Source organism: Nocardioides sp. zg-1228 (assembly GCF_017086465.1).
Lineage (GTDB): Bacteria > Actinomycetota > Actinomycetes > Propionibacteriales > Nocardioidaceae > Nocardioides.
The window spans coordinates 2,205,596-2,230,015 of sequence record NZ_CP070961.1; the positions used below are offsets into that span (position 1 = coordinate 2,205,596).

26 protein-coding genes are annotated in these 24,420 nt (G+C 72.5%); 13 read left to right on the plus strand and 13 right to left on the minus strand.

Annotated elements, in window-relative coordinates; all coding sequences use genetic code 11:
- Nucleotides 1-21: 21 nt before the first annotated feature.
- Both JX575_RS10565 and cobA read right to left on the minus strand, forming a co-directional pair.
- Nucleotides 22-843 carry an RNA methyltransferase gene (locus JX575_RS10565; protein WP_186342533.1) on the minus strand — a complete coding sequence of 274 codons (822 nt, stop codon included), beginning with the start codon at nucleotides 841-843 and terminating at the stop codon, nucleotides 22-24.
- The gene (gene cobA, locus JX575_RS10570) at nucleotides 836-2,074 is read right to left on the minus strand and encodes a uroporphyrinogen-III C-methyltransferase (protein WP_186342534.1); all 1,239 of its coding nucleotides are present in this window, start codon (nucleotides 2,072-2,074) and stop codon (nucleotides 836-838) included. The genes JX575_RS10565 and cobA overlap by 8 nt, the downstream gene beginning before the upstream one ends.
- 49 nt (nucleotides 2,075-2,123) lie before the next feature.
- Here cobA and JX575_RS10575 point away from each other — a divergent pair, with 49 nt between their 5' ends.
- The 5 genes from JX575_RS10575 to JX575_RS10595 all read left to right on the plus strand — a co-directional run bounded on the left by JX575_RS10575 (nucleotide 2,124) and on the right by JX575_RS10595 (nucleotide 6,201).
- The gene (locus tag JX575_RS10575; protein WP_186342535.1) at nucleotides 2,124-2,645 is read left to right on the plus strand and encodes a YbhB/YbcL family Raf kinase inhibitor-like protein; all 522 of its coding nucleotides are present in this window, start codon (nucleotides 2,124-2,126) and stop codon (nucleotides 2,643-2,645) included.
- A 354-nt stretch (nucleotides 2,646-2,999) separates the two neighbouring features.
- Nucleotides 3,000-3,515: a CAP domain-containing protein gene (locus tag JX575_RS10580; RefSeq protein WP_186342536.1), complete on the plus strand. Its 516-nt coding sequence runs from the start codon at nucleotides 3,000-3,002 to the stop codon at nucleotides 3,513-3,515.
- Between the two features lie 113 nt (nucleotides 3,516-3,628).
- Nucleotides 3,629-4,426, plus strand: a complete 798-nt coding sequence (locus tag JX575_RS10585; protein WP_186342537.1) for an ABC-2 family transporter protein — start codon at nucleotides 3,629-3,631, stop codon at nucleotides 4,424-4,426.
- Nucleotides 4,419-5,240, plus strand: coding sequence for an ABC-2 family transporter protein (locus tag JX575_RS10590; RefSeq protein WP_186342538.1), 822 nt, complete (start codon nucleotides 4,419-4,421; stop codon nucleotides 5,238-5,240). The genes JX575_RS10585 and JX575_RS10590 overlap by 8 nt, the downstream gene beginning before the upstream one ends.
- Nucleotide 5,241: 1 nt before the next feature.
- The gene (locus tag JX575_RS10595) at nucleotides 5,242-6,201 is read left to right on the plus strand and encodes an ATP-binding cassette domain-containing protein (protein WP_186342539.1); all 960 of its coding nucleotides are present in this window, start codon (nucleotides 5,242-5,244) and stop codon (nucleotides 6,199-6,201) included.
- Between the two features lie 8 nt (nucleotides 6,202-6,209).
- Here JX575_RS10595 and JX575_RS10600 read toward each other — a convergent pair whose 3' ends face one another.
- Nucleotides 6,210-7,367: a PP2C family protein-serine/threonine phosphatase gene (locus tag JX575_RS10600; protein WP_186342540.1), complete on the minus strand. Its 1,158-nt coding sequence runs from the start codon at nucleotides 7,365-7,367 to the stop codon at nucleotides 6,210-6,212.
- Between the two features lie 81 nt (nucleotides 7,368-7,448).
- Between JX575_RS10600 and JX575_RS10605 the strand changes: the two genes are divergently transcribed.
- The gene (locus tag JX575_RS10605; RefSeq protein ID WP_241005105.1) at nucleotides 7,449-8,444 is read left to right on the plus strand and encodes an alpha/beta hydrolase; all 996 of its coding nucleotides are present in this window, start codon (nucleotides 7,449-7,451) and stop codon (nucleotides 8,442-8,444) included.
- A gap of 311 nt (nucleotides 8,445-8,755) precedes the next feature.
- Here JX575_RS10605 and JX575_RS10610 read toward each other — a convergent pair whose 3' ends face one another.
- The 4 genes from JX575_RS10610 to JX575_RS10625 form a co-directional block, all read right to left on the minus strand.
- A complete protein-coding gene (locus JX575_RS10610) occupies nucleotides 8,756-9,517 on the minus strand; it encodes a sulfite exporter TauE/SafE family protein (RefSeq protein WP_186342541.1) in 762 nt (253 codons plus the stop codon).
- Nucleotides 9,514-10,653 (minus strand): SPFH domain-containing protein, encoded by a 1,140-nt coding sequence (locus JX575_RS10615; protein ID WP_186342542.1) that lies wholly within the window; start codon nucleotides 10,651-10,653, stop codon nucleotides 9,514-9,516. Before JX575_RS10615 ends, JX575_RS10610 begins: the two co-directional genes overlap by 4 nt.
- Before the next feature lie 67 nt (nucleotides 10,654-10,720).
- Entirely contained in the window at nucleotides 10,721-11,182 is a 462-nt protein-coding gene (locus JX575_RS10620; RefSeq protein ID WP_186342543.1) for an NfeD family protein, read from the minus strand.
- 45 nt (nucleotides 11,183-11,227) lie between these two features.
- Nucleotides 11,228-12,016, minus strand: coding sequence for an ABC transporter ATP-binding protein (locus JX575_RS10625; protein WP_186342544.1), 789 nt, complete (start codon nucleotides 12,014-12,016; stop codon nucleotides 11,228-11,230).
- Nucleotides 12,017-12,095: 79 nt separating this feature from the next.
- On the opposite strand from JX575_RS10625, the gene JX575_RS10630 reads away from it, so the two are divergent.
- Nucleotides 12,096-12,806, plus strand: a complete 711-nt coding sequence (locus JX575_RS10630; protein ID WP_186342545.1) for a hypothetical protein — start codon at nucleotides 12,096-12,098, stop codon at nucleotides 12,804-12,806.
- Nucleotides 12,807-12,933: 127 nt separating this feature from the next.
- The gene (serB, locus tag JX575_RS10635; protein WP_186342546.1) at nucleotides 12,934-14,151 is read left to right on the plus strand and encodes a phosphoserine phosphatase SerB; all 1,218 of its coding nucleotides are present in this window, start codon (nucleotides 12,934-12,936) and stop codon (nucleotides 14,149-14,151) included.
- On the opposite strand, the gene JX575_RS10640 is transcribed toward serB, so the two are convergent.
- Both JX575_RS10640 and JX575_RS10645 read right to left on the minus strand, forming a co-directional pair.
- Nucleotides 14,141-14,935 (minus strand): putative protein N(5)-glutamine methyltransferase, encoded by a 795-nt coding sequence (locus JX575_RS10640; protein WP_186342547.1) that lies wholly within the window; start codon nucleotides 14,933-14,935, stop codon nucleotides 14,141-14,143. The genes serB and JX575_RS10640 overlap by 11 nt on opposite strands.
- Nucleotides 14,932-15,474 carry a histidine phosphatase family protein gene (locus tag JX575_RS10645; protein ID WP_186342548.1) on the minus strand — a complete coding sequence of 181 codons (543 nt, stop codon included), beginning with the start codon at nucleotides 15,472-15,474 and terminating at the stop codon, nucleotides 14,932-14,934. Before JX575_RS10645 ends, JX575_RS10640 begins: the two co-directional genes overlap by 4 nt.
- Before the next feature lie 33 nt (nucleotides 15,475-15,507).
- On the opposite strand from JX575_RS10645, the gene JX575_RS10650 reads away from it, so the two are divergent.
- Genes JX575_RS10650 through JX575_RS10660 form a run of 3 tightly spaced genes read left to right on the plus strand, consistent with a single transcriptional unit; the run spans nucleotide 15,508 to nucleotide 20,083 of the window.
- Nucleotides 15,508-16,503, plus strand: coding sequence for a cyanophycinase (locus JX575_RS10650; protein ID WP_186342549.1), 996 nt, complete (start codon nucleotides 15,508-15,510; stop codon nucleotides 16,501-16,503).
- Complete coding sequence (gene cphA, locus JX575_RS10655; RefSeq protein WP_186342550.1) at nucleotides 16,500-19,271, plus strand: cyanophycin synthetase; 2,772 nt, start codon at nucleotides 16,500-16,502, stop codon at nucleotides 19,269-19,271. The genes JX575_RS10650 and cphA overlap by 4 nt, the downstream gene beginning before the upstream one ends.
- A gap of 35 nt (nucleotides 19,272-19,306) precedes the next feature.
- On the plus strand, nucleotides 19,307-20,083 hold the full coding sequence (locus tag JX575_RS10660) for a hypothetical protein (RefSeq protein ID WP_186342551.1): 777 nt from the start codon (nucleotides 19,307-19,309) through the stop codon (nucleotides 20,081-20,083).
- Here the strand turns inward: JX575_RS10660 and JX575_RS10665 are convergent.
- The 4 genes from JX575_RS10665 to JX575_RS10680 all read right to left on the minus strand — a co-directional run bounded on the left by JX575_RS10665 (nucleotide 20,017) and on the right by JX575_RS10680 (nucleotide 23,645).
- Nucleotides 20,017-21,774, minus strand: coding sequence for a Mur ligase family protein (locus JX575_RS10665; RefSeq protein WP_186342552.1), 1,758 nt, complete (start codon nucleotides 21,772-21,774; stop codon nucleotides 20,017-20,019). The genes JX575_RS10660 and JX575_RS10665 overlap by 67 nt on opposite strands.
- 31 nt (nucleotides 21,775-21,805) lie before the next feature.
- Nucleotides 21,806-22,576, minus strand: a complete 771-nt coding sequence (gene fabI / locus JX575_RS10670; protein WP_186342553.1) for an enoyl-ACP reductase FabI — start codon at nucleotides 22,574-22,576, stop codon at nucleotides 21,806-21,808.
- Between the two features lie 63 nt (nucleotides 22,577-22,639).
- Nucleotides 22,640-23,371, minus strand: coding sequence for a 3-oxoacyl-[acyl-carrier-protein] reductase (gene fabG, locus JX575_RS10675; protein WP_186342554.1), 732 nt, complete (start codon nucleotides 23,369-23,371; stop codon nucleotides 22,640-22,642).
- A gap of 61 nt (nucleotides 23,372-23,432) precedes the next feature.
- A complete protein-coding gene (locus tag JX575_RS10680; protein ID WP_186342555.1) occupies nucleotides 23,433-23,645 on the minus strand; it encodes a dodecin in 213 nt (70 codons plus the stop codon).
- Nucleotides 23,646-23,722: 77 nt separating this feature from the next.
- Between JX575_RS10680 and JX575_RS10685 the strand changes: the two genes are divergently transcribed.
- Together JX575_RS10685 and JX575_RS10690 are read left to right on the plus strand one after the other, a co-directional pair.
- Nucleotides 23,723-24,013, plus strand: coding sequence for a DUF3099 domain-containing protein (locus JX575_RS10685; RefSeq protein ID WP_186342556.1), 291 nt, complete (start codon nucleotides 23,723-23,725; stop codon nucleotides 24,011-24,013).
- A 189-nt stretch (nucleotides 24,014-24,202) separates the two neighbouring features.
- Complete coding sequence (locus JX575_RS10690; RefSeq protein WP_186342557.1) at nucleotides 24,203-24,406, plus strand: acetone carboxylase; 204 nt, start codon at nucleotides 24,203-24,205, stop codon at nucleotides 24,404-24,406.
- Nucleotides 24,407-24,420 lie beyond the last annotated feature (14 nt).

The window sequence follows — 24,420 nt, forward strand, 5'->3', positions numbered from 1 at the left end:
CCGCCTGCCACCCACCCGGCGTCAGCGACGGGCCGCGGCGTAGCAGGCCACCGCGCTGGCGGCCGCCACATTGAGGGAGTCGATCCCCGCGGCCATCGGGATGATCGCGCGCCGGTCGGCGGACGCCTCCCACCGCGCGGACAGCCCGTGCCCCTCCGAGCCGAGCACGAGGGCGAGCCGGTCGACCCCGGCCACCGCCTCCTCGATCGGCACCGAGTCGGGGCCGAGGGTCAGGGCCACCGTGGTGAAGCCGCGGCGCGAGAGCGCCGGGAGCGCGTCGTACCAGTCGGGCAGCCGCGTCCACGGCGTCGAGAAGACGGCGCCCATGCCGACCTTGATCGAACGGCGGTAGAGCGGGTCGGCGCACCGCGGCGAGAGGAGGACGGCGTCGAACCCGAGCGCCGCCCCGCTGCGGAAGACGGCGCCGACGTTGGTGTGGTCGACGAGGTCCTCGAGCACCAGGACCGAGCGCGCGCCCTCCAGCACCTCCTCGACGGACGGCAGCGGCCGCCGATGCAGGGAGGCCAGCGCACCGCGGTGCACGTGGAAGCCGGTGACCTGCTCGATCATCGCCTCGGACAGGACGTAGACGGGCGCGTCGCCACGGGCCAGCACGTCGCTGAGGCCGTCCAGCCACCGGGGTGCCATCAGGAAGGAGCGCGCCTCGTAGCCCGCCTCGACGGCGCGGCGCACGACCTTCTCGCCCTCGGCGAGGAACAGCCCGTGCTCGGCCTCGAGGTGCTTGCGCAGCTCCACGTCGCGCAGGTCGCGGTAGTCGGCCAGCCGAGGGTCGCCGGGGTCGTCCAGCTCGATGATCTCGACGGTCGGGTCCGGGTCAGCCACGACCGTAGTGTGCCGGACGGGCCACGGCGACGACCTCGCCCACCACGATGATGGCCGGCGGCTCGACGCGGTGGGCGGCCAGGTCGTCGGCCAGCGTCCCCAGCGTGCTGAGCACGGTGCGCTCGGTCGGCATCGTCCCGTCGACGATCACGGCCACCGGCGTCTCGGCGCCGCGACCGCCCGAGACCAGCGCGTCCGCGATGGCGGGGGCGTTGTCGACCGCCATCAGCAGGACCAGGGTGCCGCGCAGCCGGGCGAGGGCGTCCCACTCGACGAGCGAGTCGGGGTGTCCGGGCGGCAGGTGGCCGGACACGACGGTGAACTCGTGCGCCACCCCGCGGTGGGTGACCGGGATGCCCACACGGGCGGGCACCGCGATGGCGGAGGTGAGGCCGGGCACGACGGTGACGGGCACGTCGGCCGAGGCACAGGCCAGCACCTCCTCGAACCCGCGGCCGAAGACGAAGCTGTCACCGCCCTTGAAGCGCACGACGCGCTTGCCGGCGCGGGCGCGGTCGACGATCACCCGGTTGATGGCCTCCTGGGAGGCCGACCGGCCGCGCGGGAGCTTGGCCACGTCGACGAGCTCCACGTGCGGGCCCAGCTCGTCGAGCAGCTCGCGGGGGGCGAGCCGATCGGCCACGACCACGTCGGCGGACGCCAGCGCGTGCCGGGCCGCGACCGTCGCGAGCTCCGGCTCCCCCGGTCCCCCGCCGACGAGCACCACCCCCGGGGTGCGGTCGTGGGCGTCGCGCGCCGAGACGTGGCCGTCGCGGAGGGCGTTGACGATGTCGTCGCGCAGTGCCGCGGACCTGCGCGGCTCCCGGTTTCCGAGCACGCCGACCGTGACGCTGCCGTGGTGGCCCACGGCCGGGGTCCAGGCGCTCCCGCCCAACGCGTCGTCGGCGCGCACGCAGAACGTGTGGCGTGCCTCCGCGGCGGCCACCACCCGGGCGTTGACCTCGGGATCGTCGGTGGCGGCCACGACGTACCACGCGCCGTCCACGTCGGTCTCGACGAAGTCGCGCAGCACCAGTGTCAGCTCGCCGGCCAGGCCCTCGAGGGCGGGGGTCACCTCGGGACTCACCACGGTGACCAGCGCTCCGGTGGCCAGGAAGGAGGGGACGCGTCGCTGGGCCACGTGGCCGCCGCCCACGACGAGCACCTTGCGGCCCGTCAGGACGAGGCCGGCGAGGTAGGGGCGGACCTCGGCGGGCCTGTCGTCGGGCATTGCCCCATTGTCTCTGGCCCGCGTGGTGGTCACTGGCTAGGTTCGAGGGATGAGCATCGAGCGACCCGTGGCACCCGATCCCTACGACCTCCTCCCGCCCACCGCCTCCTTCACCGTCACCAGCGACGACGTCACCGACGGCGCCCCCCTCAAGGACGACCAGGTGGCCGACAAGGGCAACACCTCGCCCCAGCTGAGCTGGTCGGGTGCTCCCGAGGGGACCAAGTCCTACGTCGTGACCTGCTTCGACCCCGACGCGCCGACCCCGAGCGGGTTCTGGCACTGGTGCCTGGTCGACATCCCCGCCGACGTGACCTCCCTCGACGCCGGCGCGGCCTCGGGCGAGCTGCCCGGCAAGGCCTTCCACGTCCGCAACGACGGCGGCGAGGCCGGCTTCATGGGTGCGGCGCCGCCCGAGGGCGACCAGCCGCACCGCTACTACTTCGTCGTCCACGCGGTCGGCGAGGAGTCCCTCGGCGTCGACGCGGACGCCTCGTGCGCCGTCGTGTCGTTCAACCTGGCCTTCGCCACGCTCGGCCGCGCGATCATCCACGGCACCTACCAGCACTGACCCAGCACTGACCCAGCACTGACCCAGCACTGACCCCCGCCCGCTCGGATTCAGTCACACCAGTCACACCAGTCGGCACCGGCCCCACGAGGCCCGCGGTCCGGACCCACCGGTCCAGACCGCGGGCCTCTTTTTTGCGCGTTCCCGTCATGAAGAAACCGTCAAGCCGCTTTCATCTGCGCAGGGATGGAATGCGGGGCTCTTCCACGAAATCTGAGGAAACGGTCCGCAGCACGTCCGCGAATCGCCCAAAAGGTCGACAGCATGCACGTCTCATGCCTATCGTCAATCTTGAGAGTCAACAGATTTCATCAAGATCCGCTCACGTTGCGGATCCTCCCTGGAGGACGACCCGTGCCACAGCCTCGCCGTTTCCTGCGCCTCGCCGCCCTGGGCGTCGCGACCGCGCTCGCGTGCGGCATGCCGGTCGCGGCAGAGGCCGAGACCTGGTCGGTCCCCCGCACCGCTCCCGCCACCACCGCGGACGACCCGGGCAGCGACGCCCTGGAGACCGCCGTCATGGTCCGGATCAACGAGGCCCGCGTCGACCGCGGCCTGCGCAGGATCAGGACCTTCGACGGCTGCACCGACCGACTGGCCGAGAAGTGGGGCGCGCGGATCGCGCGCACCGGCGTCCTGGAGCACCGCGACCAGCGTGAGGTCCTCCGCAGGTGCGACCACTCCTGGGCAGGCGAGACGCTGGTGCGAGGCGCCGACCTCAGCCCGGCGGCCATGGTGGAGCTCTGGCTCGACTCCCCCGGACACCGGGCGATCCTCCTGAGCCCCCGCGCCCGGCGCGCGGGCGTCGCCATCACCCGCGATGCGCAGGGCCGCACCGTCGGTGTGGTCAACCTGGTCCGCGAAAGCTGATCCGCACGACGACCACCCGGCGCAGAGCCGGGCGCGTCCCGCCCCGGATGTGAGACGATTCCCGGCCCCCTCGGGGGAGGGCCGGGAATCGACTCGCGTGAGGGGGGAACGGGATGCTGCACGTCGCCGTCGCGACCCGCACGTTCCGTCGCTACTCCACCTACCGGGCCGCCACGCTCGCCGGGATCTTCACCAACTCGGTCTTCGGCGTCATCTACTCCTTCGCCTACATCGCCCTCTGGAAGGCCAACCCCACCGCGGGGGGCTACGACCAGCAGGACGCGGTGACCTACGTCTGGCTCGGGCAGGCGCTGCTGATGACGATCGCCCTCTGGGGCGGCGGGTCGACCGACGACCTGGCCGAGCGGATCCGGACCGGAGACGTGGCGATCGACCTCTACCGGCCGGTCGGGATCGTCGGCTGGTACCTCGCCAGCGACCTCGGCCGCGCCGCCTACCACCTCCTCACCCGGGGCCTGGGGCCCACGCTCATCGGCATCGTGGTCTTCGGCATCTCGCTCCCCGCCTCGCCGCTGGCCGGGCTCGCCTTCGCGGTGTCGCTGGTGCTCGCCGTGGTGGTGAGCTTCTCGGTGCGCTTCCTGGTGGCGAGCACCGCCTTCTGGCTGCTCGACCAGTCGGGAGTCAGGGTGATGAGCGGGGCGTTCGCGATCTTCTTCAGCGGCATGATGCTCCCGCTGGTCCTGTTCCCCGGCTGGCTCGGCACGCTCGCGCGGGCCCTGCCGTGGGCGTCGTACGTCCAGGTGCCCGCCGACGTCTGGCTCGGCAAGCACACCGGCACCGGCCTGGTCGCCGCGCTGGGCTTCCAGGTGCTCTGGGCGGTGGTGCTGCTCGTGGCCTGCCACGGCGTCCTGCGCCTGGCCACGCGCAAGGTGGTGGTGCAGGGTGGCTGAGCGAGTGCTGGCGGCGCCCGGTCGCCACCTGCGCACCTACGCGCAGATCGCGTGGCTGTGGATCCGTGCGGCGTGGCAGTACCCCGCCTCGTTCGTGCTGCTGGCCGTGGGCAACGGACTCATCACCGGCCTCGACTTCGTCGGGCTGTGGATCATGTTCGCCCACCTCGACGACCTGGCCGGCTTCTCGCTGCACGAGGTCGCGCTGCTCTACGGCAGCGCGTCCCTGGCGCTCGCGCTGGCCGACACCGCGATCGGCAGCGTCGAGCGGATCGGCACCTACATCCGCACCGGCCGGCTGGACCAGATGATGACCAAGCCGGTGCCGCTGCTCCTGCAGGTGTGCGCCGACCAGTTCACGCTCCGCCGGCTGGGGCGCCTCACGCAGGCGAGCGCCGTCTTCGGCTGGGCGTGCACCTACGTCGACTGGACGCCGCTGCGCGTCTTGGTGGCGGTGTCGATGCTGGCCAGCGGTGCGCTGGTGTTCTTCGGGCTGTTCGTCGGGTTCTCGTGCGTGCAGTTCTGGACGACCGATGCCACGGAGTTCGCCAACGCCTTCACCTACGGAGGCGCGACGGTCACGCAGTACCCGCTCTCGATCTTCCCGCGCGAGGTGCTGGTCGGGCTGACGTTCGTGGTGCCGATCGCGTTCGTCAACTGGTACCCGTGCCTCTACCTGCTCGGGCGGCCAGACCCTGCCGGGATGCCCGAGGCGCTCCAGTTCGCCTCCCCCGTCGCCGGGCTGCTGACCATGGCCGTCGCCCTGCTCGTGTGGCGCTCCGGCGTCCGCCACTACACCTCCACCGGGAGCTGAGATGTCCAGCCTGATCGACGTGCGTGACCTCGAGCGCACCTTCGTCGTCCGCCGCCGGGTCGAGGGTCGTCGGCGGCGGGTGCGCGAGTCGGTCCGCGCCGTGCACGACCTCACGTTCTCCGTCGACGCCGGCGAGATGGTCGGCTACATCGGGCCCAACGGCGCCGGGAAGTCGACCACGATCAAGATGCTCACCGGGATCCTCGTCCCCACCGGCGGGGACGTGCAGGTCGCGGGACTCGACCCCAGCCGCGACCGGGTCGAGCTCGCGCGGCGCATCGGGGTCGTGTTCGGCCAGCGCTCGACCTTGTGGTGGGACCTGCCGCTGCGCGACTCGTTCGACCTGCTGCAGAAGATGTACCGCATCCCCCCGCAGCGCTACCGCGACAACCTGGACCGGTTCGTCGACCTGCTCCACCTCGGCCCGCAGCTCGACACCCCGGTCCGGCAGCTCAGCCTCGGCCAGCGGATGCGCGGTGACATCACCGCCGCGCTCCTCCACGACCCGGAGGTGCTCTACCTCGACGAGCCCACCATCGGGCTCGACGTCGTCAGCAAGGGACGCCTGCGCGAGTTTCTGCGCGCGCTCAACGCCGAGCGCGGCACCACGCTGCTGCTGACCACCCACGACCTGCAGGACATCGAGGCGCTGTGCGGCCGGGTGATCGTCATCGACGACGGCACGTCGGTCTACGACGGCTCGCTGGCCGGCCTGCACGCCGAGGGCGGGTCGTCGCGCACCCTCGTCGTCGACCTCGTCGACGAGGCGCCTCCCATCGTCGTCCCGGGGGCGAGCGTGCGCCGGGTCGAGGGGCCGAGGCAGTGGCTGTCGTTCCCGGCCGACGCGAGCGCCGCACCCGTCGTGGCGGCCGTCGCCGCGGCGTACGACGTGGCGGACCTGTCGATCCAGGAGCCCGCCATCGAGGACGTCATCCGCGACCTCTACTCCCGCGGCGCCTGACCGAGCCGCTAGCGCGCGCCGCCGAGCCCGCGCAGCCGGTCGGCGTCGCGCTCGGGGGACGTCAGCGGCTGGCGCTCAAGGACGAGCATCGCCCGATCGTCGTCGCCGCGGGGCACCTGCTTGAGCACCCGTTGGGGCATGCCGTTGAAGCCGCGCGCGTCGACGGCCCGCAGCGCGACGTCGCGCAGCCAGTCGATGCCCTCGTCGAGGTCGCGCCCGGACGACTCGATGACGCCGTCGGTGTAGAACATCAACGCCTCACCGGGGCGCAGCCGGCCCCGGCTGGGCACGAACTCGGCCTCGTCGATCACGCCCAGCGCCATGCCACGCGCGTTGTCGATCGACCAGCCGCGCTCGCCGAGGTGCCAGTGGAGCGCCGGCGGGTGGCCCGCGCTCGTGATCGTGTAGTCGCCGGTGACGAGGTCGACCTTGATGTGCACGGCGGTGGCCAGCGACTCGTCCGAGTCCTGGCGGAGCAGGAAGTGGTTGGCCGCCGCCATCAGCTCGGCGGGGGGCAGGGCGCCGATCAGGCCACCGAGCGCGCCGGCGAACTGGAGCGCCTGCGGGCCGACCGAGGTGCCCTTGCCGCAGACGTCGACGAGGGCCATCTCGAGCCAGCGCCCCTCGCGCAGGTCGGCGACGAGGAAGTCGCCGGCGTAGCTGGGGCCGTGGGCGGTGATCGTCGCCGACTCCGAGCGCCAGCCGTTGGGCAGCGCGGGCACGACGCCCTGGCGCTGCAGCCGGTCGCGGAGCTGGCTCAGCACCGCCTCGCTCAGCGCCATCGGCAGTCCCGAGCGCTGGCGGCTGGACTGGTGGATCGCCAGCATGATGGCCACGGCGAGGGTCAGCAGGGCGGCCTGGCGGCTCGCGGCGGCGAAGCCCGTCTGGATGGAGGTCCAGTAGGCGACGCCCATCAGCACCGCTGCGAGCACGAGCAGCGGTATGAAGCGGAGCAGCATCAGCCCGAGCATCAGGAAGAGGAACCAGAGCGTCACCGGGACGATGGTCTGGCTCAGCATGCCGATTCCGACGGCACCACCCACGAGCGCCACCAGCACCGTCAGGAGGAACGCCTGGCTGCCGCGAGAACCCGTGCGCCAGCCGGCGACGCGCTGCTGCACGTAGGACACGAGACCGCGCGCGACGGATCCCAGCGCGTTCGACACGACCGAAGAGTAGGTCGCGCCGGGAGCCCCCCGAGGCCGAACCCCGAAAGTCCACCCCTTCGGTATCGATAGGCTCGTCACATGTCCCTGGTCCCGCTGCAGGCCGACGTCCTCGGCCCGGAGTTCGAGGCGGAGACGATCTCCCTCCCCCCCGACGCCGAGGGTGCCGTCGTCGCGACCCTCGTGCGCCTCAGGCCCGCCCGCCCCAACGGTCGCGCGGTGCTCCACGTGCACGGCTTCGCCGACTACTTCTTCCACACCGAGTACGCCCAGTGGTGGGCCGATCGCGGCTACACCTTCTACGCCCTCGACCTGCGCAAGTACGGCCGGTCGCTGCGGGATCACCAGACCCCCCACTACGTCGCCGACCTGGGTGAGTACTTCGCCGAGATCGATCTCGCCTGGTGGCGGATCACGCACCGTGACGGGCACCGCGCGGTGATCGCCTCGGCGCACTCCACCGGTGGCCTCACCGTGCCCCTGTGGGTGCGGGAGCGGCGGCCCGCCGAGCTCGCGGCTATGGTGCTCAACTCCCCCTGGTTCGACATGCACGGTGCCGCGTGGCTGCGCGGCCCGGCGACCCGGCTGGCGATCGAGCGGCTCGGCCGCAGACGCCCGATGCAGGAGGTCCCGCGCCGGATCAGGACCGTCTACGGGCGCTCGCTCCACCGCGAGTACGGCGGGGAGTGGGACTACGACCTGACGTGGAAGCCGATCGAGTCACGCCCGGTCCACGTCGGGTGGCTCCGCGCCGTCCGCCGCGGACACGCGTTGCTCCACGCCGGGCTCGACATCGACCGGCCGACCCTGGTGCTGTCCTCGGCCCGGTCCTTCTTCGGCGAGCAGACCGAGGAGACCGCGGCGACGCACGACATCGTGCTCGACGTCGAGCAGATCCGGCGCTGGGCCTCCTCGGTCGGCCGGCACGTCACGTCGGTCGCGATCGAGGGAGCCGTGCACGACGTCGTGCTGTCGCGCCCCGGCATCCGCACCCGGGTCTACGACGTCCTCGGCACGTGGCTCGAGGCGTGGGTGGAGAAGCCCGAACCCGGCGCCGGCGACGGTCGGGCGGACTAGCTGCGCGATCGGCTACGGCGTCGGGCGGGGCGTACGGCGGCCATCCCGTACGCGTCGAGGTGCGTACGGCACCGCGCGGCCGGGTTGTCATTCTGTCCGGGCCCGTCCTGCGATCGCCCCCTTGACCTGGTCGAGCAGCACGGCCGCTGCCCTCCCACCGCCCGCGCAAGGCCACTAGGACGGTCTCATCCCCGCTGGGACACCCGGATCCGGGTGGTTGAGCGGAGACGAGACCGCTCAAGCACGGCCACTGGCGGGCGCTCTGCGTCTGCGAGCCGGCCTGAACCCAGGCATGCCCCCGGGGAGCCTGCTCAGGAGACGAGGGCGACGAGGGCCACGACCCCCACGACGGCGATCACGGCGCGGAGCAGGTCGGGCGGCAGCCGCCGCCCGACGCCGGCGCCGATCTGACCGCCCACGACCGAGCCGAGCGCGATGAGGCCGGCGACCTCCCAGTCGATCTCGGCGACCGCGATGAAGACGACGGCGGCGATCGCGTTGACGATGAGGGCGAGGACGTTCTTGGTGGCGGTGTGACGCTGCATGGAGTCGGCGACCCCAATGCCGAGGATCGCCATCAGCAGCACGCCCTGGGCCGCGCCGAAGTAGCCGCCGTAGACACCGGCCAGCGCGACCGCCGGCCACACCCACCACACGCCGTGGTCGGGGATGCCACCGCGCTCGTCCGCGCGAGCGGCCACCGAGCGCTGGATGCGCGGGCCCAGCACGACCAGCACCACGCCGAGGCCGATCAGCGCCGGCACGATGGTGTCGAAGGCTGCGGACGGCAGCCACAGCAGCAGCAGCGCCCCGGCGGTGCCGCCGATCAGCGACGCCGCCCCCAGCCGCAGCACCCGCGCCCGCTGGCCGGCGAGCTCGCGCCGGTAGCCGATGACCCCCGACACGCTGCCCGGCACCAGGCCGACGTTGTTGCTGACGTTGGCCGTCACCGGAGGGACGCCGAACGCCAGGAGGGTCGGGAACGTGATCAACGTTCCCGACCCCACCACAGTGTTGATGGTGCCGGCCGCCACTCCTGCGAGGACGACCAGCACCGCTTCGGTCGGACTCACTGGCCGGCAGGCGCTCCGGGGTCAGTGGGCTCGTCGCCCTCGGTCGCGGTCGCCGGGTCGATCGAGCGGGAGCCACGTCCCGGGTTGGCGGCGCTCTCGGCCTCGGCGATCGCCTGCTGGACCGCCTCGTTGGTCGCGCGCATCTCCGGGTCGGCCGACGAGCGGGGCAGCTGCGGGTCGGTCGGGCCCATGTCCACGCGCGTGCGCGGGGTGGCGTCCTTGGGGATGCCGGCGATCTCGTGGATCGAGGAGCCCAGGCCCTCCATCGCCTTGGTGATCTCCGAGGGGATGACCCACACCTTGTTGGCGCTGCCCTCGGCGATCTTCGGCATCATCTGGAGGTACTGGTAGGCGAGCAGCGACTGGTCGGGCTGGCCGTCGTGGATGGCCTGGAAGACCGTCTGGATCGCCTGACCCTCACCCTGTGCCCGCAGGATCTGCGCCTCACGGTCGGCCTGCGCGCGCAGGATCTGTGCCTCCCGGTCGCCCTCGGCCGACAGGATCGACGACTGCTTCTCGCCCTCCGCGGTGAGGATGGCGGCCTGGCGGCCACCCTCCGCGGTGAGGATCTGGGCGCGCTTGTCGCGGTCGGCCCGCATCTGCTTCTCCATCGAGTCCTTGATCGACGGCGGCGGGTCGATGCCCTTGAGCTCGACGCGGTTGACCCGGATGCCCCACTTGCCGGTCGCCTCGTCGAGCACGCCCCGCAGGCGGGTGTTGATCTCGTCGCGACTGGTGAGCGTCTCCTCGAGGTCCATGCCACCGACGATGTTGCGCAGGGTCGTCATGGTCAGCTGCTCGACGGCCTGGATGTAGTTGGCGATCTCGTAGGTCGCCGCCACCGGGTCGGTCACCTGGAAGTAGATGACCGTGTCGATCGACACCACCAGGTTGTCCTCGGTGATGACCGGCTGGGGCGGGAAGCTCACGACCTGCTCGCGCAGGTCGATCAGGTAGCGCACCTTGTCGACGAACGGAACGACGATGTTGAGTCCTGCCGACAGCGTCCCCTTGTACTTGCCGAAGCGCTCGACGATCGCAGCCCGTGCCTGGGGCACGATGCGGACCGTCTTGGCGAGCATGACGACGACGAACAGGATGACGAGCACGAGCAGGACGAGCAATGCGGACGGCACTGGTCTCCCCCGATCTTGGTGTGGACGTGTGGGTGTGCGGGTCTGTGAGGCGGTGGCTGCGGGTCGCTCAGGGCTCGAGCGTGGCCACCGGGTGGACGTAGGCGGTCGCGCCCTTGATCTGGAGGATCTCGACGGTCTCCCCCGGTGCGATCCGCAGGTTCTCGTCGTAGGGCAGGGCCGACCAGATCTCGCCGGACACCTTGATCCGGCCGGGCGCCAGGCCGGTGATCTCCTCGGTCACCAGGCAGCGCGAGCCGACCAGCTTGCCGTGGCCCAGGGAGAGCTCGGGACCGCTGTGCAGCCGCTTGACGAAGCTCGGACGGACGAAGACCAGCATCGCGGTCGCGGCGCCGAGGGCGACGAGCACCTGCACGACGAGCGGCAGGCCCAACAGGGCCGCGACCATGCCGACGACCGCACCGGCGGCGAGCATGGCCAGGATGAGGTCGAGGCTGAACATCTCGGCGACGCCCAGCACGATCGAGAGGCCGAGCCAGGTCTCCCAGAGGTGGTCGCGGATCCAGTCCATGGCCCGACCCTATCGAGTGCGCCATGAGGCGCGCCGGTGGACGCGCTAGTCGATCCGGCGCCGGGCGGCGAAGCGCCCGTCGGAGTGGCTCAGCAGGAGCGGCATGCCGAACGCGGCCGACAGCGACTCGGCCGTGACCACGTCGTCGATGGGGCCGGAGTCGACCACCCGGCCCTCGCGCAGCAGCAGCGCGTGGGTGAAGCCCGGCGGGATCTCCTCGACGTGGTGGGAGACCAGCACGGTCGCCGGCGAGTCCGGGTCGAGGGCCAGCCGCGACAGGGTCGCCACCAGGTCCTCACGCCCGCCGAGGTCGAGACCCGCGGCCGGCTCGTCGAGCAGCAGCAGCTCGGGGTCGGTCATCAGCGCCCGCGCGACCTGCACGCGCTTGCGCTCCCCCTCGCTGAGGGTGCCGAAGGTGCGCTCGGCCAGGTGGTCGGCCCCGACCTCGGCGAGCAGGTCGGCGGCCCGGTCGTGGTCGAGCTCGTCGTAGGCCTCGCGCCACCGGCCCAGGACGCCGTAGGAGGCGGACACCACCACGTCCCTGACCAGCTCGGAGCGCGGGATGCGGTCGGCGAGCGCCGCACTGGTGAGGCCGATGCGCGGACGCAGCTCGAAGACGTCGGTCGTGCCGAGCACCTCGTCCAGGATGCCCGCGACGCCGGACGTCGGGTGCAGCTGCGCGGCGGCGACCTGCAGGAGGGTGGTCTTGCCGGCGCCGTTGGGCCCGAGCACCACCCAGCGCTCGTCGTCCTCGACCACCCAGCTCACGTCGTCGAGCAGCAGCGACCGGCCACGGCGCACCGTGACCCCGGCGAGCTCGATGACGGCGACCATGGCCGTCACCCTATCCAGCATCGTGGGCAGGGCCCCGCCTGACACGACGGGCGGAGGACGACGAGTAACGTCGCCCGCGATGTCGCGAACGTCCCTCGCCCTTCCCCACTCGGCGACCCTCGCCTGGTGGCTGACCGCCTGGCTGCGCGGGCACGAGCAGACCGACCACGTGCTCGATGCGCTCGCCGACGACACCCACCTGCTGCACGGCGGCTCCGCCCTCGACCTGCTGCTGCAGGCCAGGAGCGCCGGGGCCTCGTACGCCGGACTGGCGCTGCCGGTGGACGGCGACCCGCTGGGCCTGGGCGGACCGCACGACTTCAACGCCGCCGCGCTCGAGGCGGGGCAGGCGGTGGTGGCGGGCGATCTGGGGCTGGTGCCCGACGAGCAGGGCGAGACCGTGCAGTGGCACCCCTTCGCGGCGTCGCGCCGCCAGCTCCCCGACGTCGGTGAGGCCGACCGGTCGTTGCGGGCCGCGCTGCTCGCGGCGGCCGGCGACCTCGCCGCGCTCGACGTCGCGCGGTGGAGGCCGGAGGCGGCCGACGCGCTGATGAACCTGCACCACCGGCCCGACCTCGACGCGCCACTCGGCACCCCGCCACGCTGCGTCGACCTCGCCGCGCGCGGCCTCCAGGCCTGGGCGATCGTCGACCTCGCGCTGGCCGACGACGGCGGCGCGCTGTCGTCGTTCGAGGCCGAGCGGCGTCGCGACCTGCTGCGGCCGCTGGGCCGCGCCGCCCGGCGGGCGGTCGTGGCGGCGTGCTCGCCCGAGGTGTGGCCCGAGCCCTGAGCGGCCATGACGTCGACCGGACGCCCAGCACGTTGCCGACCGGGTCGCTGAGCCCGAGGTGATCGTGCCGCCCGCGGGACGGACCGGCGCGACGCGAGCCGCCCGGCACGACTAGCCTTCTGAGACGATGGAAGACGAGCCGAAGACTCTCCTGGTCACCCTCACGGGCAAGGACCGGCCTGGCGTCACCTCAGCGATCTTCGCCGCCCTGGCCGGCGCCGGGGTCGAGGTCCTCGACATCGAGCAGATCGTGCTGCGCCGCCGGCTGGTGCTCGGCATCCTGGTGACCGCGCCCCGCGACTGGAAGCGGCTGCGCGACGTCATCGAGCGCACCGCCGCCGAGCTCGACATGAGCGTCGAGGTCGAGCGCGGCGCGGGCGACAACCGCAGCCGCCCCGGAGACCGCTCGCACATCACGATCATCGGGCGTCCGCTCAAGGCCTCGGCGATGTCGGCGATCGCGGGCCGCATCGCCGACTCGGGCGCCAACATCGACCGGATCGAGCGGATGGCGCGCTACCCGGTCACCGCCATCGAGATGCACGTCTCGGGCGCGCCGGCGGACACGCTGCGCCCGCTGCTGTCCGTCGAGGCGGTCAAGCAGGGCATCGACCTCGCCGTGCAGCGCGACTCGCTCCACCGCCGGGGCATCCGACTCATCGTCATGGACGTCGACTCCACGCTCATCCAGGGCGAGGTCATCGAGATGCTCGCCGCCCATGCCGGACAGCAGGCCGAGGTCGCCCGGGTCACCGAGGCGGCGATGAGGGGCGAGCTCGACTTCGAGGCCTCCCTGCGCGAGCGCGTCGCGCTGCTCGAGGGCGTCCCGGAGTCCGCGCTCGACGAGGTCTACCGCTCCATCGAGCTGGCTCCGGGAGCGCGCACGATGGTGCGCACGCTGCGCCGGCTGGGCTACCGCTTCGCCATCGTCTCCGGCGGCTTCACCCAGATCACCGACCGGCTCAGGGCCGACCTCGGCATCCACTTCGCGCGCGCCAACCAGCTCGAGGTGGTCGACGGCCGACTCACCGGCCGCATCGTCGGCGACGTCGTCGACCGGGCCGGCAAGGCGGCGGCGTTGCGCGAGTTCGCGGCGGAGGTCGGCGTCCCGCTCGACGCCGTCATTGCCATCGGCGACGGCGCCAACGACCTCGACATGCTGAACGCCGCGGGGCTCGGCATCGCCTACAACGCCAAGCCGATGGTGCGCGACGCCGCGGACACGTCGGTCAACGTGCCCTACCTCGACGCGATCCTCTATCTGCTGGGCATCTCCCGCGAGCAGATCGAGGAGGCCGACGCCGCCGTGGGCATCACCACGCCGGCGCCGCCACTCACCGACTGACCGTCGCCGGGCGTACGCCGACGGCGACGCAGCCGCCCACGTCCGGGTCGGCCACCACGTGGGGGTCCAGCCCGGCGCCGGCCATGGCGGCCGTCGTCAGCGGCGCCTGGGCAGGGCTGGTCTCCACCAGCAGCACTCCCCCGGGCGCGAGCCAGCCGACGGCGTCGCGCGCGAGGCGCCGGTGCAGGTCGACCCCGTCGGCTCCCCCGTCGAGCGCGACCAGCGGCTCGTGCTCGCGCGCCTCGGGCGGCATGTCGGCGACCCGGTCGGTCGGCACGTAGGGGGCGTTGGCCGCCAGCACGTCCACCCGGCCGCGCAGGCCGGGCGGGAGTGCGTCGTAGAGGTCACCGAGGTGCAGTGCGGCCGACGGCGCGTTGGCCCGGGCGCAGTCGAGCGCGGCCGGGCTCACGTCGGCGGCGTGCACCTGCGCCCCGCTGTCCTCCAGGCACGCGGCGACCGGCGCGACGCCGCAGCACATCTCCACCACGACGGGCCGCGATCCGGCGACCCGGCGGTCGGACCGCGCGAGGTGGTCGAGGGTCGTCCGCGCCAGCAGCTCGGTGCGCCGGCGCGGCACGAAGACGCCCGCGGCGACCACGAGGCGGCGTCCGAGGAAGCCGGCCCAGCCCAGCACCGTCTCGAGGGGCTCGCCGGCGACGCGCCGGGCGAGGAGCGCCTCCAGCTCCCCGTCGGAGGTGGCGGCCTCCTCGAGCAGGACGGCCTCCTCCTCGGCCCACACGCACCCGGCGGCACGCAGCCGGGCCACGACGTGCCGAGCGCTCACGCGGCCCCGGGGTGGAACGCCTCCAGGCGGGCGGTGCCGGGGCCGAGGTCGGCCCAGTCGCCCGCGACGGCGAAGACCGCGACCGCCGACGTCGGGAACCCGCGCGTCATCATGGCGGTCGCCGCCTCGGTGTCGCCCTCGCCGTCGTCGACCAGCTCGGCGAGCGAGGCGATCGTGGGGTTGTGCCCGATGACGACGAGCGTGCGTACGTGGGCCGGGGTGTCGCGCAGCAGGTCGAAGGCGGAGTCGGTGCCGGCGGCGTAGAGGGCCTCGGACAGCTCCCTGCCGTCGGGGTCCCACCCGGCGCCGGCGGCGACACCCTCCCACGTCTGCTGCGTGCGGAGCGCGTCGGAGACCAGTGCCGCGTCGGGGTCGACGTCGTGCTCGCCCAGCCACCGCCCGGCGGCCTCCGCGTCGGCGCGACCCCGATCGGCCAGCGCGCGCGCGTGGTCGGTGGGAGCGCTGTGCTCGGCCTTGGCGTGCCGCATCACGACCAGCCGCCGGCCCGCTCCGGCCGCGTCACTCACTGACTCCTGCATTGCCTCACCATCCCAGCCGCTAGCCTGCCTGTCATGCCCAAGGGACCACTCATGATCATCGGTGGCGCCGAGGACAAGATGCGCAAGCCGACGATCCTCAAGCACTTCGTCGCACTCAGCGGTGGCAGGGACGCGCACATCGCGGTGATCCCCACGGCGTCCTCGCTCGGCCGCGAGGTCGTCGACGTCTACGACGCGCTGTTCACCAAGTTCGGGGCGGCCCGCGTCGACGCCGTACGCCCCGAGTCGCGCGACGAGGCCCACGACCCGGTGCTGGTGAAGGCGATCGACGAGGCCACCGGCGTGTTCATGACGGGCGGCAACCAGCTCAAGCTGTCCGCCATCGTGTGCGGCACGCCCGTCGGCGAGGCGATCCGGCGCGCGCACGAGCGCGGCGCGGTGGTGGCGGGCACGTCCGCCGGCGCCAGCGTCCAGTCCTCCCACATGGTCGCCTTCGGCGTGGGCGGGTCGACCGCCAAACAGCGGATGACGCAGGTGGCGGCAGGGCTGGGTCTCATCGAGTCCGCGGTCGTCGACCAGCACTTCGACCAGCGCAACCGCTACGGCCGGCTGCTGATGATCGTCGCGCAGAGCCCGCAGCTGCTGGGGATCGGCGTCGACGAGGACACCTGCGGCCTCTTGGAGGACGTCGACGGCGACACCGTCATGCGGGTCCTCGGCAAGGGTGCGGTCACCATCTTCGACGGCTCCCGGATGGTGTCCGACGCCTACGAGGCCGCCCGCTCCAAGCCGCTGCTCGCGAGCGGCGTCGTCCTCCACACCCTCCCCGAGGACGCCGTGTTCAACCTGACCACCCGCACGCTCGTGCCGCAGCCCCCGGCCGTCCAGCAGGAGGACGCCGACGAGCTCGCCGAGGCGGGACGCGACCTGCGCCAGCTGGCCCGCGACATCGCCGCCGCCGACGCGACCCCCGCCGCCATCCGGCGACGGCTCAAGCTGCGTCGCAGCAAGCCCGCCGAGACCCCCAGCCAGCCCCCCAGCCAGCCCACCGACGGAGACAGTGCATGAGCGAGCGGCCCACACCGGACCTGGAGATCATGGAGACGCGCGTCTACCGCGGCGCCAACGTCTGGTCGTACGACAAGTCGATCCACCTCGTGGTCGACCTCGGCTCGCTCGAGCAGTTCCCCACCAACACCCTCCCCGGCTTCACCGACGACCTGGTGTCGATGCTGCCGGGCCTGCGGGAGCACTCGTGCTCGCGCGGGCGCCGCGGCGGCTTCCTGGAGCGGCTCAACGAGGGCACCTGGCTCGGTCACGTCGCCGAGCACGTCGCCCTCTCCCTCCAGCAGCTCGTCGGCCATGACATCCGCCGGGGCAAGACCCGCCAGGTCAAGGGCCACCCCGGCCGCTACAACATCATCTACGGCTACATCGAGGAGAACGTCGGCCTCACCGCGGGCAGCCTCGCCGTGCGGCTGGTCAACCACCTGGTCGAGGGCGACCCGGACTTCGACTGGGAGACCGAGCGCGACGAGTTCATCCGCCGCGCCGAGCGGACGGCGTTCGGCCCCTCGACGCAGGCCATCGTCGACGAGGCGGTCTCGCGCGACATCCCGTGGATCCGGCTCAACCAGTACTCCCTCGTCCAGCTCGGCCAGGGCGTCCACGCGAAGCGGATCCGCGCCACGATGACCTCCGAGACGTCGTCGATCGCGGTCGACATCGCCTCCGACAAGGACCTCACCACCAAGCTCCTCGGCGCCGCCGGGCTGCCCGTGCCCAAGCAGGAGTCGGTCCGCTCCGTCGACCAGGCCGTCGCTGCAGCGCGCCGCATCGGCTACCCGGTGGTGCTCAAGCCGCTCGACGGCAACCACGGCCGCGGCGTGTGCCTCGACCTGCAGGACGAGGCAGACGTGCGCACGGCGTTCCCGATCGCGGAGGGGCAGTCGCGACGCGGCACCGTCATCGTCGAGTCCTTCGTGACCGGCAAGGACTACCGCTGCCTGATCATCGACGGCCGGATGGTCGCGATCGCCGAGCGCGTGCCGGCCTCCGTGACCGGCGACGGCACCTCGACGGTGGAGCAGCTCGTCGAGCTGACCAACGCCGACCCGCGGCGCGGCGTGGGCCACGAGAAGGTGCTGACCCGGATCAAGGTCGACGAGGCGGCCATCGAGGTGCTCGCCGACCAGGGCCACACGCTCGACTCGGTGCCCGCCGAGGGCGAGACCGTCAAGCTGGCCCTCACCGGCAACATGTCGACGGGCGGCATCTCGATCGACCGCACCTTCGAGGCGCACCCGGAGAACGTCGAGATCGCCGAGGAGGCCGCCCGCATGGTGGGCCTCGACATCGCCGGCATCGACTTCATCTGCCCCGACATCACCGAGCCGGTCCGCGAGGCCGGCGGCGCGATCTGCGAGGTCAACGCCGCACCGGGCTTCCGGATGCACACGCACCCCACCATCGGCGAGCCGCAGTTCATCGCCAAGCCGGTGGTCGACATGCTGTTCCCGCCGGGCGCCCCGTCGCGGATCCCGATCGTCGCCGTCACCGGCACCAACGGCAAGACGACGACGAGCCGGATGATCAGCCACATCTTCAAGGGGATGGGCCGCAAGGTCGGCATGACCTCCACCGACGGCGTCGTGATCGACGAGCGCCTGGTGATCCGCGCCGACGCCTCCGGCCCGCGCTCGGCGCGCATGGTCCTGCAGAACCCCCGCGTCGACTTCGCGGTCTTCGAGGTCGCCCGCGGTGGCATCCTGCGCGAGGGCCTGGGCTACGAGCGCAACGACGTGGCGGTGGTGCTCAACGTGCAGCCCGACCACCTCGGCCTGCGCGGCATCGACACCGTCGAGCAGCTCGCGGACGTCAAGGCCGTCATCGTCGAGGCCGTGCCCCGCGACGGCCACGCCGTCCTCAACGCCGACGACCCGCTGGTGCGCGCGATGCGTCGCAAGTGCTCGGGCCAGGTCGTGTGGTTCTCCATGGAGGAGCCCGGCAGCGAGGTGCGCGACATGATCGACGCGCACTGCCGCCGCGGGGGCAAGGCCATCGTGCTCAACCCGACCGAGCGGGGCGAGATGATGGTCGTCCAGCACGGCCGCCGGGAGATGCAGCTGGCGTGGACCCACCTGCTGCCCTCGACGTTCAGTGGGCGCGCGCGGATGAACGTCCAGAACGCGCTCGCCGCCGCGGCCGCAGCCTTCGCCGCCGGCGCGCCCCTGCACGACATCCGTCAGGGCCTGCGCACCTTCTCCACCAACTACTACCTCTCCCCCGGCCGCCTCAACGAGGTCGAGGTCAACGGCGTCAACGTGATCGTCGACTACTGCCACAACGCACCCGGCATGCGGATGCTCGGCGACTTCGTGGACCGGGTGGGCGAGTCGTTGGAGTCCTCGCACCACCTGGCCCGGCCCTCGCGCATCGGCATCATCGCCACCGCCGGTGACCGGCGCGACCAGGACATGGTCGAGCTGGGCCACATCGCCGCCCAGCACTTCGACGTGTGCATCGTGCGCGAGGACGTCGCGCTGCGCGGCCGCGAGCGGGGGGCGACCGCCGCGCTGGTGCTGGAGGGCGTACGCACGGCCATGGCCGAGGGCGCGCGCTGCAAGCAGGCCGAGCTGGTGCTCGACGAGCTCGAGGCCGTGCGGCACGCGATGAGCCGCGCCAACCGGGGCGACCTGGTCGTGGTCTGCGTCGACAAGCACGCCGAGGTGATGGCCGAGCTGGAGCACTGGTCGGAGGTGGCCCAGGCCGGCTCGACGACCAACCCCGACGCGCCCGCGGCCGATCCCGACTACACGCCGGCCGCCAGCTCCTGAGGTTTGGCTCGCGGAGGGAAGGGCAGGGTGCGGGCATGACTCGACGCACCCCGCTGCTCCTCGCCGTCCTGCCCCTGCTCCTGGGGGCGTTGGCCGTCCCCTCGACGGCGCACGCCGTCGTCGACCACGACCGGCGCGCCACCGCACGCCCGAAGGTGGGCACCTACGAGGGCACGTTCGGACCGAAGGGCCAGAAGTCCGCCTTCTCCCTCGACGTGGTCAAGCGCAAGGGCGGGCTGTCGGTGAGCCGGGCCGTCGTGTTCTACCGGTGCGGCAACGACACCGAGGGCGAGGAGGGCTACACCACCTACACGCGGGTGAAGGTCCGCAAGGGCCGCTTCAGCAAGTCCTCGATCGTCGACATCGCCGGCCGCTTCACCAGCCGCACCAAGGTCAGGGGCTCGGCCAACCCGGCGCCCGGGCTGTTCGGGTGCAAGGGCAAGCCCAAGCCGTTCAGCGCGACGTGGGTGGGCCCGACGGCGTCGCGCGGCGGCACGTTCGCCGGCACGGACGCGACGGGTGCCCCGGTGTCCTTCGTGCTCGAGGCGGGCGGGAAGGTCCTCGACGACCTCGCGGTCACCCGCAAGCTCGTCTGCGGCACCCACTCCTACGGCGACCTCTCCAGCTTCGGCCGCTCGCTGGTCCACCACGACGGCAGCGTCTCCCACACCTTCCTCGACGACTTCTACCCGGCGACCTTCACCTACTCCGTCGCGCTCGACCCGGCGGGCGGGGCGTCCGGGAGCTACCGCGTCAGCGGCCCCGAGTGCGACACCGGCGACGTGCCGTTCACGGCCGCCAAGGCCGGCTGAGCCCCACCGCCGGCCGCGCGCACCTTGGCCGACAGCACCTCGGGGCTGTCGGGGGTGCCGCCGTGGGCGGCGATCCAGTCGTAGGCCTCCTGGCGCTCCGCGTGGCACATCAGGCCGACGACGTCGCCCGGCGCCGCCTGCCCGACCAGTGACGCCAGGCAGGCGACCTCGGTGGTGTGGGTCTCGATCTCGGTGACACCGACCCGGGCGGCGCCGGCTCGCAGGAGCACGTCGATCTCGTCCATCGTGCGGCCGCGGAGATACCACTCCTTGTGGCCGATCGCGACGACGTCGCTGCCCTTCGCGCCGATCTCGCCGAGCGCGTCGATCAGCTCGTCGGTGCGGTCGCCGACGGCGCCGAGGCCGAGCAGCAGGCGCGCGCCGGGACGTCGTACGCCGCCCATGATCTCGAGCAGCGCCTCCAGGCCCGCCTCGTTGTGGGCGAGGTCCATCACGACCGAGACGTCGCCGGGGAGGGAGAAGAAGTTCATCCGCCCGGGGTTGTGCTCGGCGTCGGGGAGGAACGACGTGAGGCCGGCGACGACGTGCTCGCGCGCGATCCCGACGGCGAGGGACGCCGAGGCGGCGGCGAGCGCGTTCTCGATGTTGAAGCGCGACAGGCCGGCGAGCGTCATGGGGACGTCGACCAGCTCGACCAGCGGGTCGGGGTCGGCTCCCGGGGCCAGGACGGTGATCCAGCCGTCGATCACCGTGGTGGCGCGCCCACCGCCGGTGAGCACGTCGCGCACGGCCGGCGAGTCGGGGTCCCGGCTGAAGATCCACGGTCGGGCGGAGATGACGCCCCGCATCGCGAGGACGCGCGGGTCGTCGCCGTTGAGCACCGCCCAGCCGCCCTTGCGGGTGATCCGGGGGACGACCGACTTGACCTCGGCGAGCTGGTCGACCGTGTCGATGCCCTGGAGCCCGAGATGGTCGGCGGTCACGTTGGTCACCACTGACACGTCGTTGCGGGTGATGCCGATGCCCTTGAGCAGGATGCCGCCGCGGGCGGTCTCGGTCACGGCGAGCTGCACGCCGTCGAGTCCCAGCGCCCGCGCGGCGCCGGAGGGTCCGGAGTAGTCGCCCGCCTCGACGAGCACGCCGTCGCGGTAGATGCCGTCGGTGTTGGACCAGCCGGCCACCAGCCCGCTGGTGCGGGCGACGTGGGCGATCATCCGGCTCGTCGTGGTCTTGCCGTTGGTGCCGGTGACGGCGACGACCGGGATGGTGGGCGTGATCGTGGTGGGCGTGTCTCCGACGGGTGCGGCGGCCACCTCCGCCGCAGCGGCGCCGAGGGCCGCCTCCACGTCGGGCGTCGGCAGCGCGTCGATGGCCCGGGCCACCGCCTCCCCCAGGGCCCGGGCCCGCCCGCGGTTGCGCCACGGATAGGCCACGACCACGACGTCGGGGTCGCTCGTCGGGCGGACGCGGACCGCCAGCCGGCGCGTTCCGGCCTCGGCCGCGACCGCGCGCACCAGGCGCTCGACCGCGCGCAGGGCGAAGCGCTGGCGGAATCCCGAGCCCGGCGTGCCGGGACGGGTCGTGCGCAGCCCGATGCGGCGCGCGAACCGCAGCACCCGCTCCTCGTCGGCCTCGGTGATCGTGGAGACGTCGAGCGTGAGCTTGATCGCCGCGCGCGGGAAGTAGAGGTTGGGTCCTTCGAGGACGCGCAGCTCGGCGAGTGAGGTCACGCGCGCAAACTACCGAAGCACGGCGCCGGTGCTACAGGCCCATCGCGTGGAACCCGCCGTCGACGTGGACGATCTCACCGGTCGTGGCCGGGAAGAAGTCGCTGAGCAGGGCCACGACGGCCTGGGCGGTCGGGGTGTGGTCGGACTCGTCCCACCCGAGGGGCGCGCGGTCCTTCCACGCCGACTCGAGGTCGCCGAACCCCGGGATCGCCTTGGCGGCGAGGGTCTTCAGCGGCCCGGCGGAGACGAGGTTGCAGCGGATCCCCTCGGGGCCGAGGTCGCGCGCGACGTAGCGCGAGGTGTTCTCCAGCGCGGCCTTCGCCACGCCCATCCAGTCGTACGCCGGCCACGCGGTGGTGGCGTCGAAGGTCAACCCGACGATCGACGAGCCGCGCGAGAGCAGCGGCCTGGTCGCGACGGCCAGCGACTTCAGCGAGTACGCCGAGACCTGCACGGCCTGTGCGACGTCGTCCCACGGACCGTCCATGAACTTGCCGCCCAGCAACGTGTCGGGGTTGCCGTAGGCGATCGAGTGGACGACGCCGTCGAGGCCGTCCACGTGCTCGCGGACCTGGTCGGCCAGGCCGGCGAGGTGGCTCTCGTCGGTGACGTCGAGCTCCAGCACCGGGGGCTCCTCCGGGAGCCGCTTGGCGATGCGCCGGGTGATGCCGAGCGCGCGGCCGAAGTTGGAGATCAGCACCGTCGCGCCCTGCTCCTGGGCGACCTTGGCGGTGGCGAAGCCGATGGAGCTGTCCATCGTCACGCCGGCGACCAGGATGCGCTTGCCGTCGAGGATTCCCATGTCTGTGGACCTTTCATGTCGGGTCGTGGTCGGGCAGAGGAGGTGGCGGAGCAGGTGGGGGCGTCAGTGGCCCATGCCGAGGCCGCCGTCGACGGGGATCACGGCGCCGGTGACGTAGGCGGCGCCGTCGGAGGCGAGCCAGGTGACGGCGGACGCGACCTCGGCGGGCGAGGCGTAGCGACCCAGCGGGACCTGCGTCCTGATCGCGGCCTTCTGCTCGTCGGTGAGGACGTCGGTCATGTCGGTCTCGACGAAGCCGGGCGAGACGACGTTGGTGGTGATCGAGCGGCTGCCCAGCTCGCGGGCGAGCGAGCGCGCGAGGCCGACGAGGCCGGCCTTCGACGCGGCGTAGTTGACCTGCCCGGCCGAGCCGAGCAGGCCGACCACCGACGAGATCAGGATGATGCGCCCGCGGCGCAGGCGCAGCATGCCCTTCGCGGCCCGCTTGGCGAGCCGGAACGTGCCGGTGAGGTTGGTGTCGATGACCGACGACCAGTCGTCCTCGCTCATCCGCAGCAGCAGCGTGTCCTTGGTGATGCCGGCGTTGGCCACCAGGACCTCGACCGGGCCGTGGGCCTCCTCGACCTGGGCGAACGCCGCGTCGACGGCGTCCGGGTCGGTGATGTCGCAGCGCACGTCGAGCGCGCCGTCGGGCGCGCCGCCGTTGCGGGTGGTGACCGCCACCTTGTCGCCCTGGGCGATGAACGCCTCGGCGATCGCGCGGCCGATCCCGCGGTTGCCTCCCGTCACCAGGACGGACCGGGGCGCGGGGGTGGTTTCGGGAATCTCGCTCACGCTCCCCGACGCTAGTGATTACCGGGGGGTATCCGGAATCACGCCGCGCCGCCCGCCCGGGTCACTCGTCCTCGAGGCGGAAGCCGACCTTCATGCCGACCTGGAAGTGCTCGACGGCCCCGTCCTTGGCCTGGCCGCGGACCTGGGTGACCTCGAACCAGTCGATGTGGCGCAGCGTCTTGCCGGCCCGCTCGATGCCGTTGCGGATGGCCTGGTCGATGCCGTCCGGAGACGTCCCGACGATCTCGGTGACGCGGTAGGTGCGGTCGGTCATGCTTCCTCCTGGTGAGCGTCGTGCGGACCGTCCCCGGGCCCGTGGTTCTCCGAGCCTAGCGACGTAGACTCGATCCCATGGCCAAGTCCGATGCCGTGCGCATCACCACGGCTCGCAGCAACGCCGCCGACGACATGCGTTCGCGCCAACGGCGCTACGCGTGGTCGATGAGCATCCGCCTGGTGTGCTTCGTCGCCGCCGTCGCGGTCGGCCCGGGGGCGCTGCGGTGGGTGCTCGTCGCGGCCGCCGTCTTCCTGCCGCTCTTCGCCGTGGTCATGGCCAACGCCAACGACCAGCGTCACGACGGATTCACGCTTCCGGCCAACGCCGGGGCCCACGAACTCGCGGCGAAGGACGACACGGACTGAGGAAAACCTCTGTCGGGCGCGGTGCGCGACAAGTTTGGTTTTCATCCACCCGTCTGGAATGATTCACCGTGCGAGCGCAGCATCCCCCGTCTGCGCGAGCTCTGAGTGCCGGACAGCTTCCCCCCGTGGCTGTCCGGCACTTCTCATGTCCGGCGGAGCCCCGCCGTACCCCCTGCCGAGAGGACGCCGATGGACCCCGACCGTGACATCTGCTCGGCCAAGGGCTGCCAGGCCGACGCCGTGTGGGACCTCCAGTGGAACAACCCCAAGATCCACACCCCCGAGCGCCGCAAGTCGTGGCTCGCGTGCGAGGAGCACCGCTCCTCGCTGTCCGACTTCCTGGGCGCCCGCGGCTTCCTGAAGGACGTCGTGGAGCACCGGACCGAGCGCTGAGTCCCGGACGTCAT

Bases quoted from the DNA above. Each gene is read 5' to 3' on its own strand.
- JX575_RS10685 (WP_186342556.1), top strand. From the start codon at position 23,723: ATGGCCAAGTCCGATGCCGTGCGCATCACCACGGCTCGCAGCAACGCC.
- JX575_RS10690 (WP_186342557.1), top strand. From the start codon at position 24,203: ATGGACCCCGACCGTGACATCTGCTCGGCCAAGGGCTGCCAGGCCGAC.
- cphA (WP_186342550.1), top strand. From the start codon at position 16,500: ATGAGCGAGCGGCCCACACCGGACCTGGAGATCATGGAGACGCGCGTC.
- JX575_RS10585 (WP_186342537.1), top strand. From the start codon at position 3,629: ATGCTGCACGTCGCCGTCGCGACCCGCACGTTCCGTCGCTACTCCACC.
- JX575_RS10620 (WP_186342543.1), bottom strand. From the start codon at position 11,182: ATGGACTGGATCCGCGACCACCTCTGGGAGACCTGGCTCGGCCTCTCG.
- JX575_RS10660 (WP_186342551.1), top strand. From the start codon at position 19,307: ATGACTCGACGCACCCCGCTGCTCCTCGCCGTCCTGCCCCTGCTCCTG.
- serB (WP_186342546.1), top strand. From the start codon at position 12,934: ATGGAAGACGAGCCGAAGACTCTCCTGGTCACCCTCACGGGCAAGGAC.
- JX575_RS10630 (WP_186342545.1), top strand. From the start codon at position 12,096: ATGTCGCGAACGTCCCTCGCCCTTCCCCACTCGGCGACCCTCGCCTGG.
- fabI (WP_186342553.1), bottom strand. From the start codon at position 22,576: ATGGGAATCCTCGACGGCAAGCGCATCCTGGTCGCCGGCGTGACGATG.
- cobA (WP_186342534.1), bottom strand. From the start codon at position 2,074: ATGCCCGACGACAGGCCCGCCGAGGTCCGCCCCTACCTCGCCGGCCTC.
- JX575_RS10575 (WP_186342535.1), top strand. From the start codon at position 2,124: ATGAGCATCGAGCGACCCGTGGCACCCGATCCCTACGACCTCCTCCCG.
- JX575_RS10625 (WP_186342544.1), bottom strand. From the start codon at position 12,016: ATGGTCGCCGTCATCGAGCTCGCCGGGGTCACGGTGCGCCGTGGCCGG.
- JX575_RS10680 (WP_186342555.1), bottom strand. From the start codon at position 23,645: ATGACCGACCGCACCTACCGCGTCACCGAGATCGTCGGGACGTCTCCG.
- JX575_RS10605 (WP_241005105.1), top strand. From the start codon at position 7,449: ATGTCCCTGGTCCCGCTGCAGGCCGACGTCCTCGGCCCGGAGTTCGAG.
- JX575_RS10645 (WP_186342548.1), bottom strand. From the start codon at position 15,474: ATGCAGGAGTCAGTGAGTGACGCGGCCGGAGCGGGCCGGCGGCTGGTC.
- JX575_RS10595 (WP_186342539.1), top strand. From the start codon at position 5,242: ATGTCCAGCCTGATCGACGTGCGTGACCTCGAGCGCACCTTCGTCGTC.
- JX575_RS10650 (WP_186342549.1), top strand. From the start codon at position 15,508: ATGCCCAAGGGACCACTCATGATCATCGGTGGCGCCGAGGACAAGATG.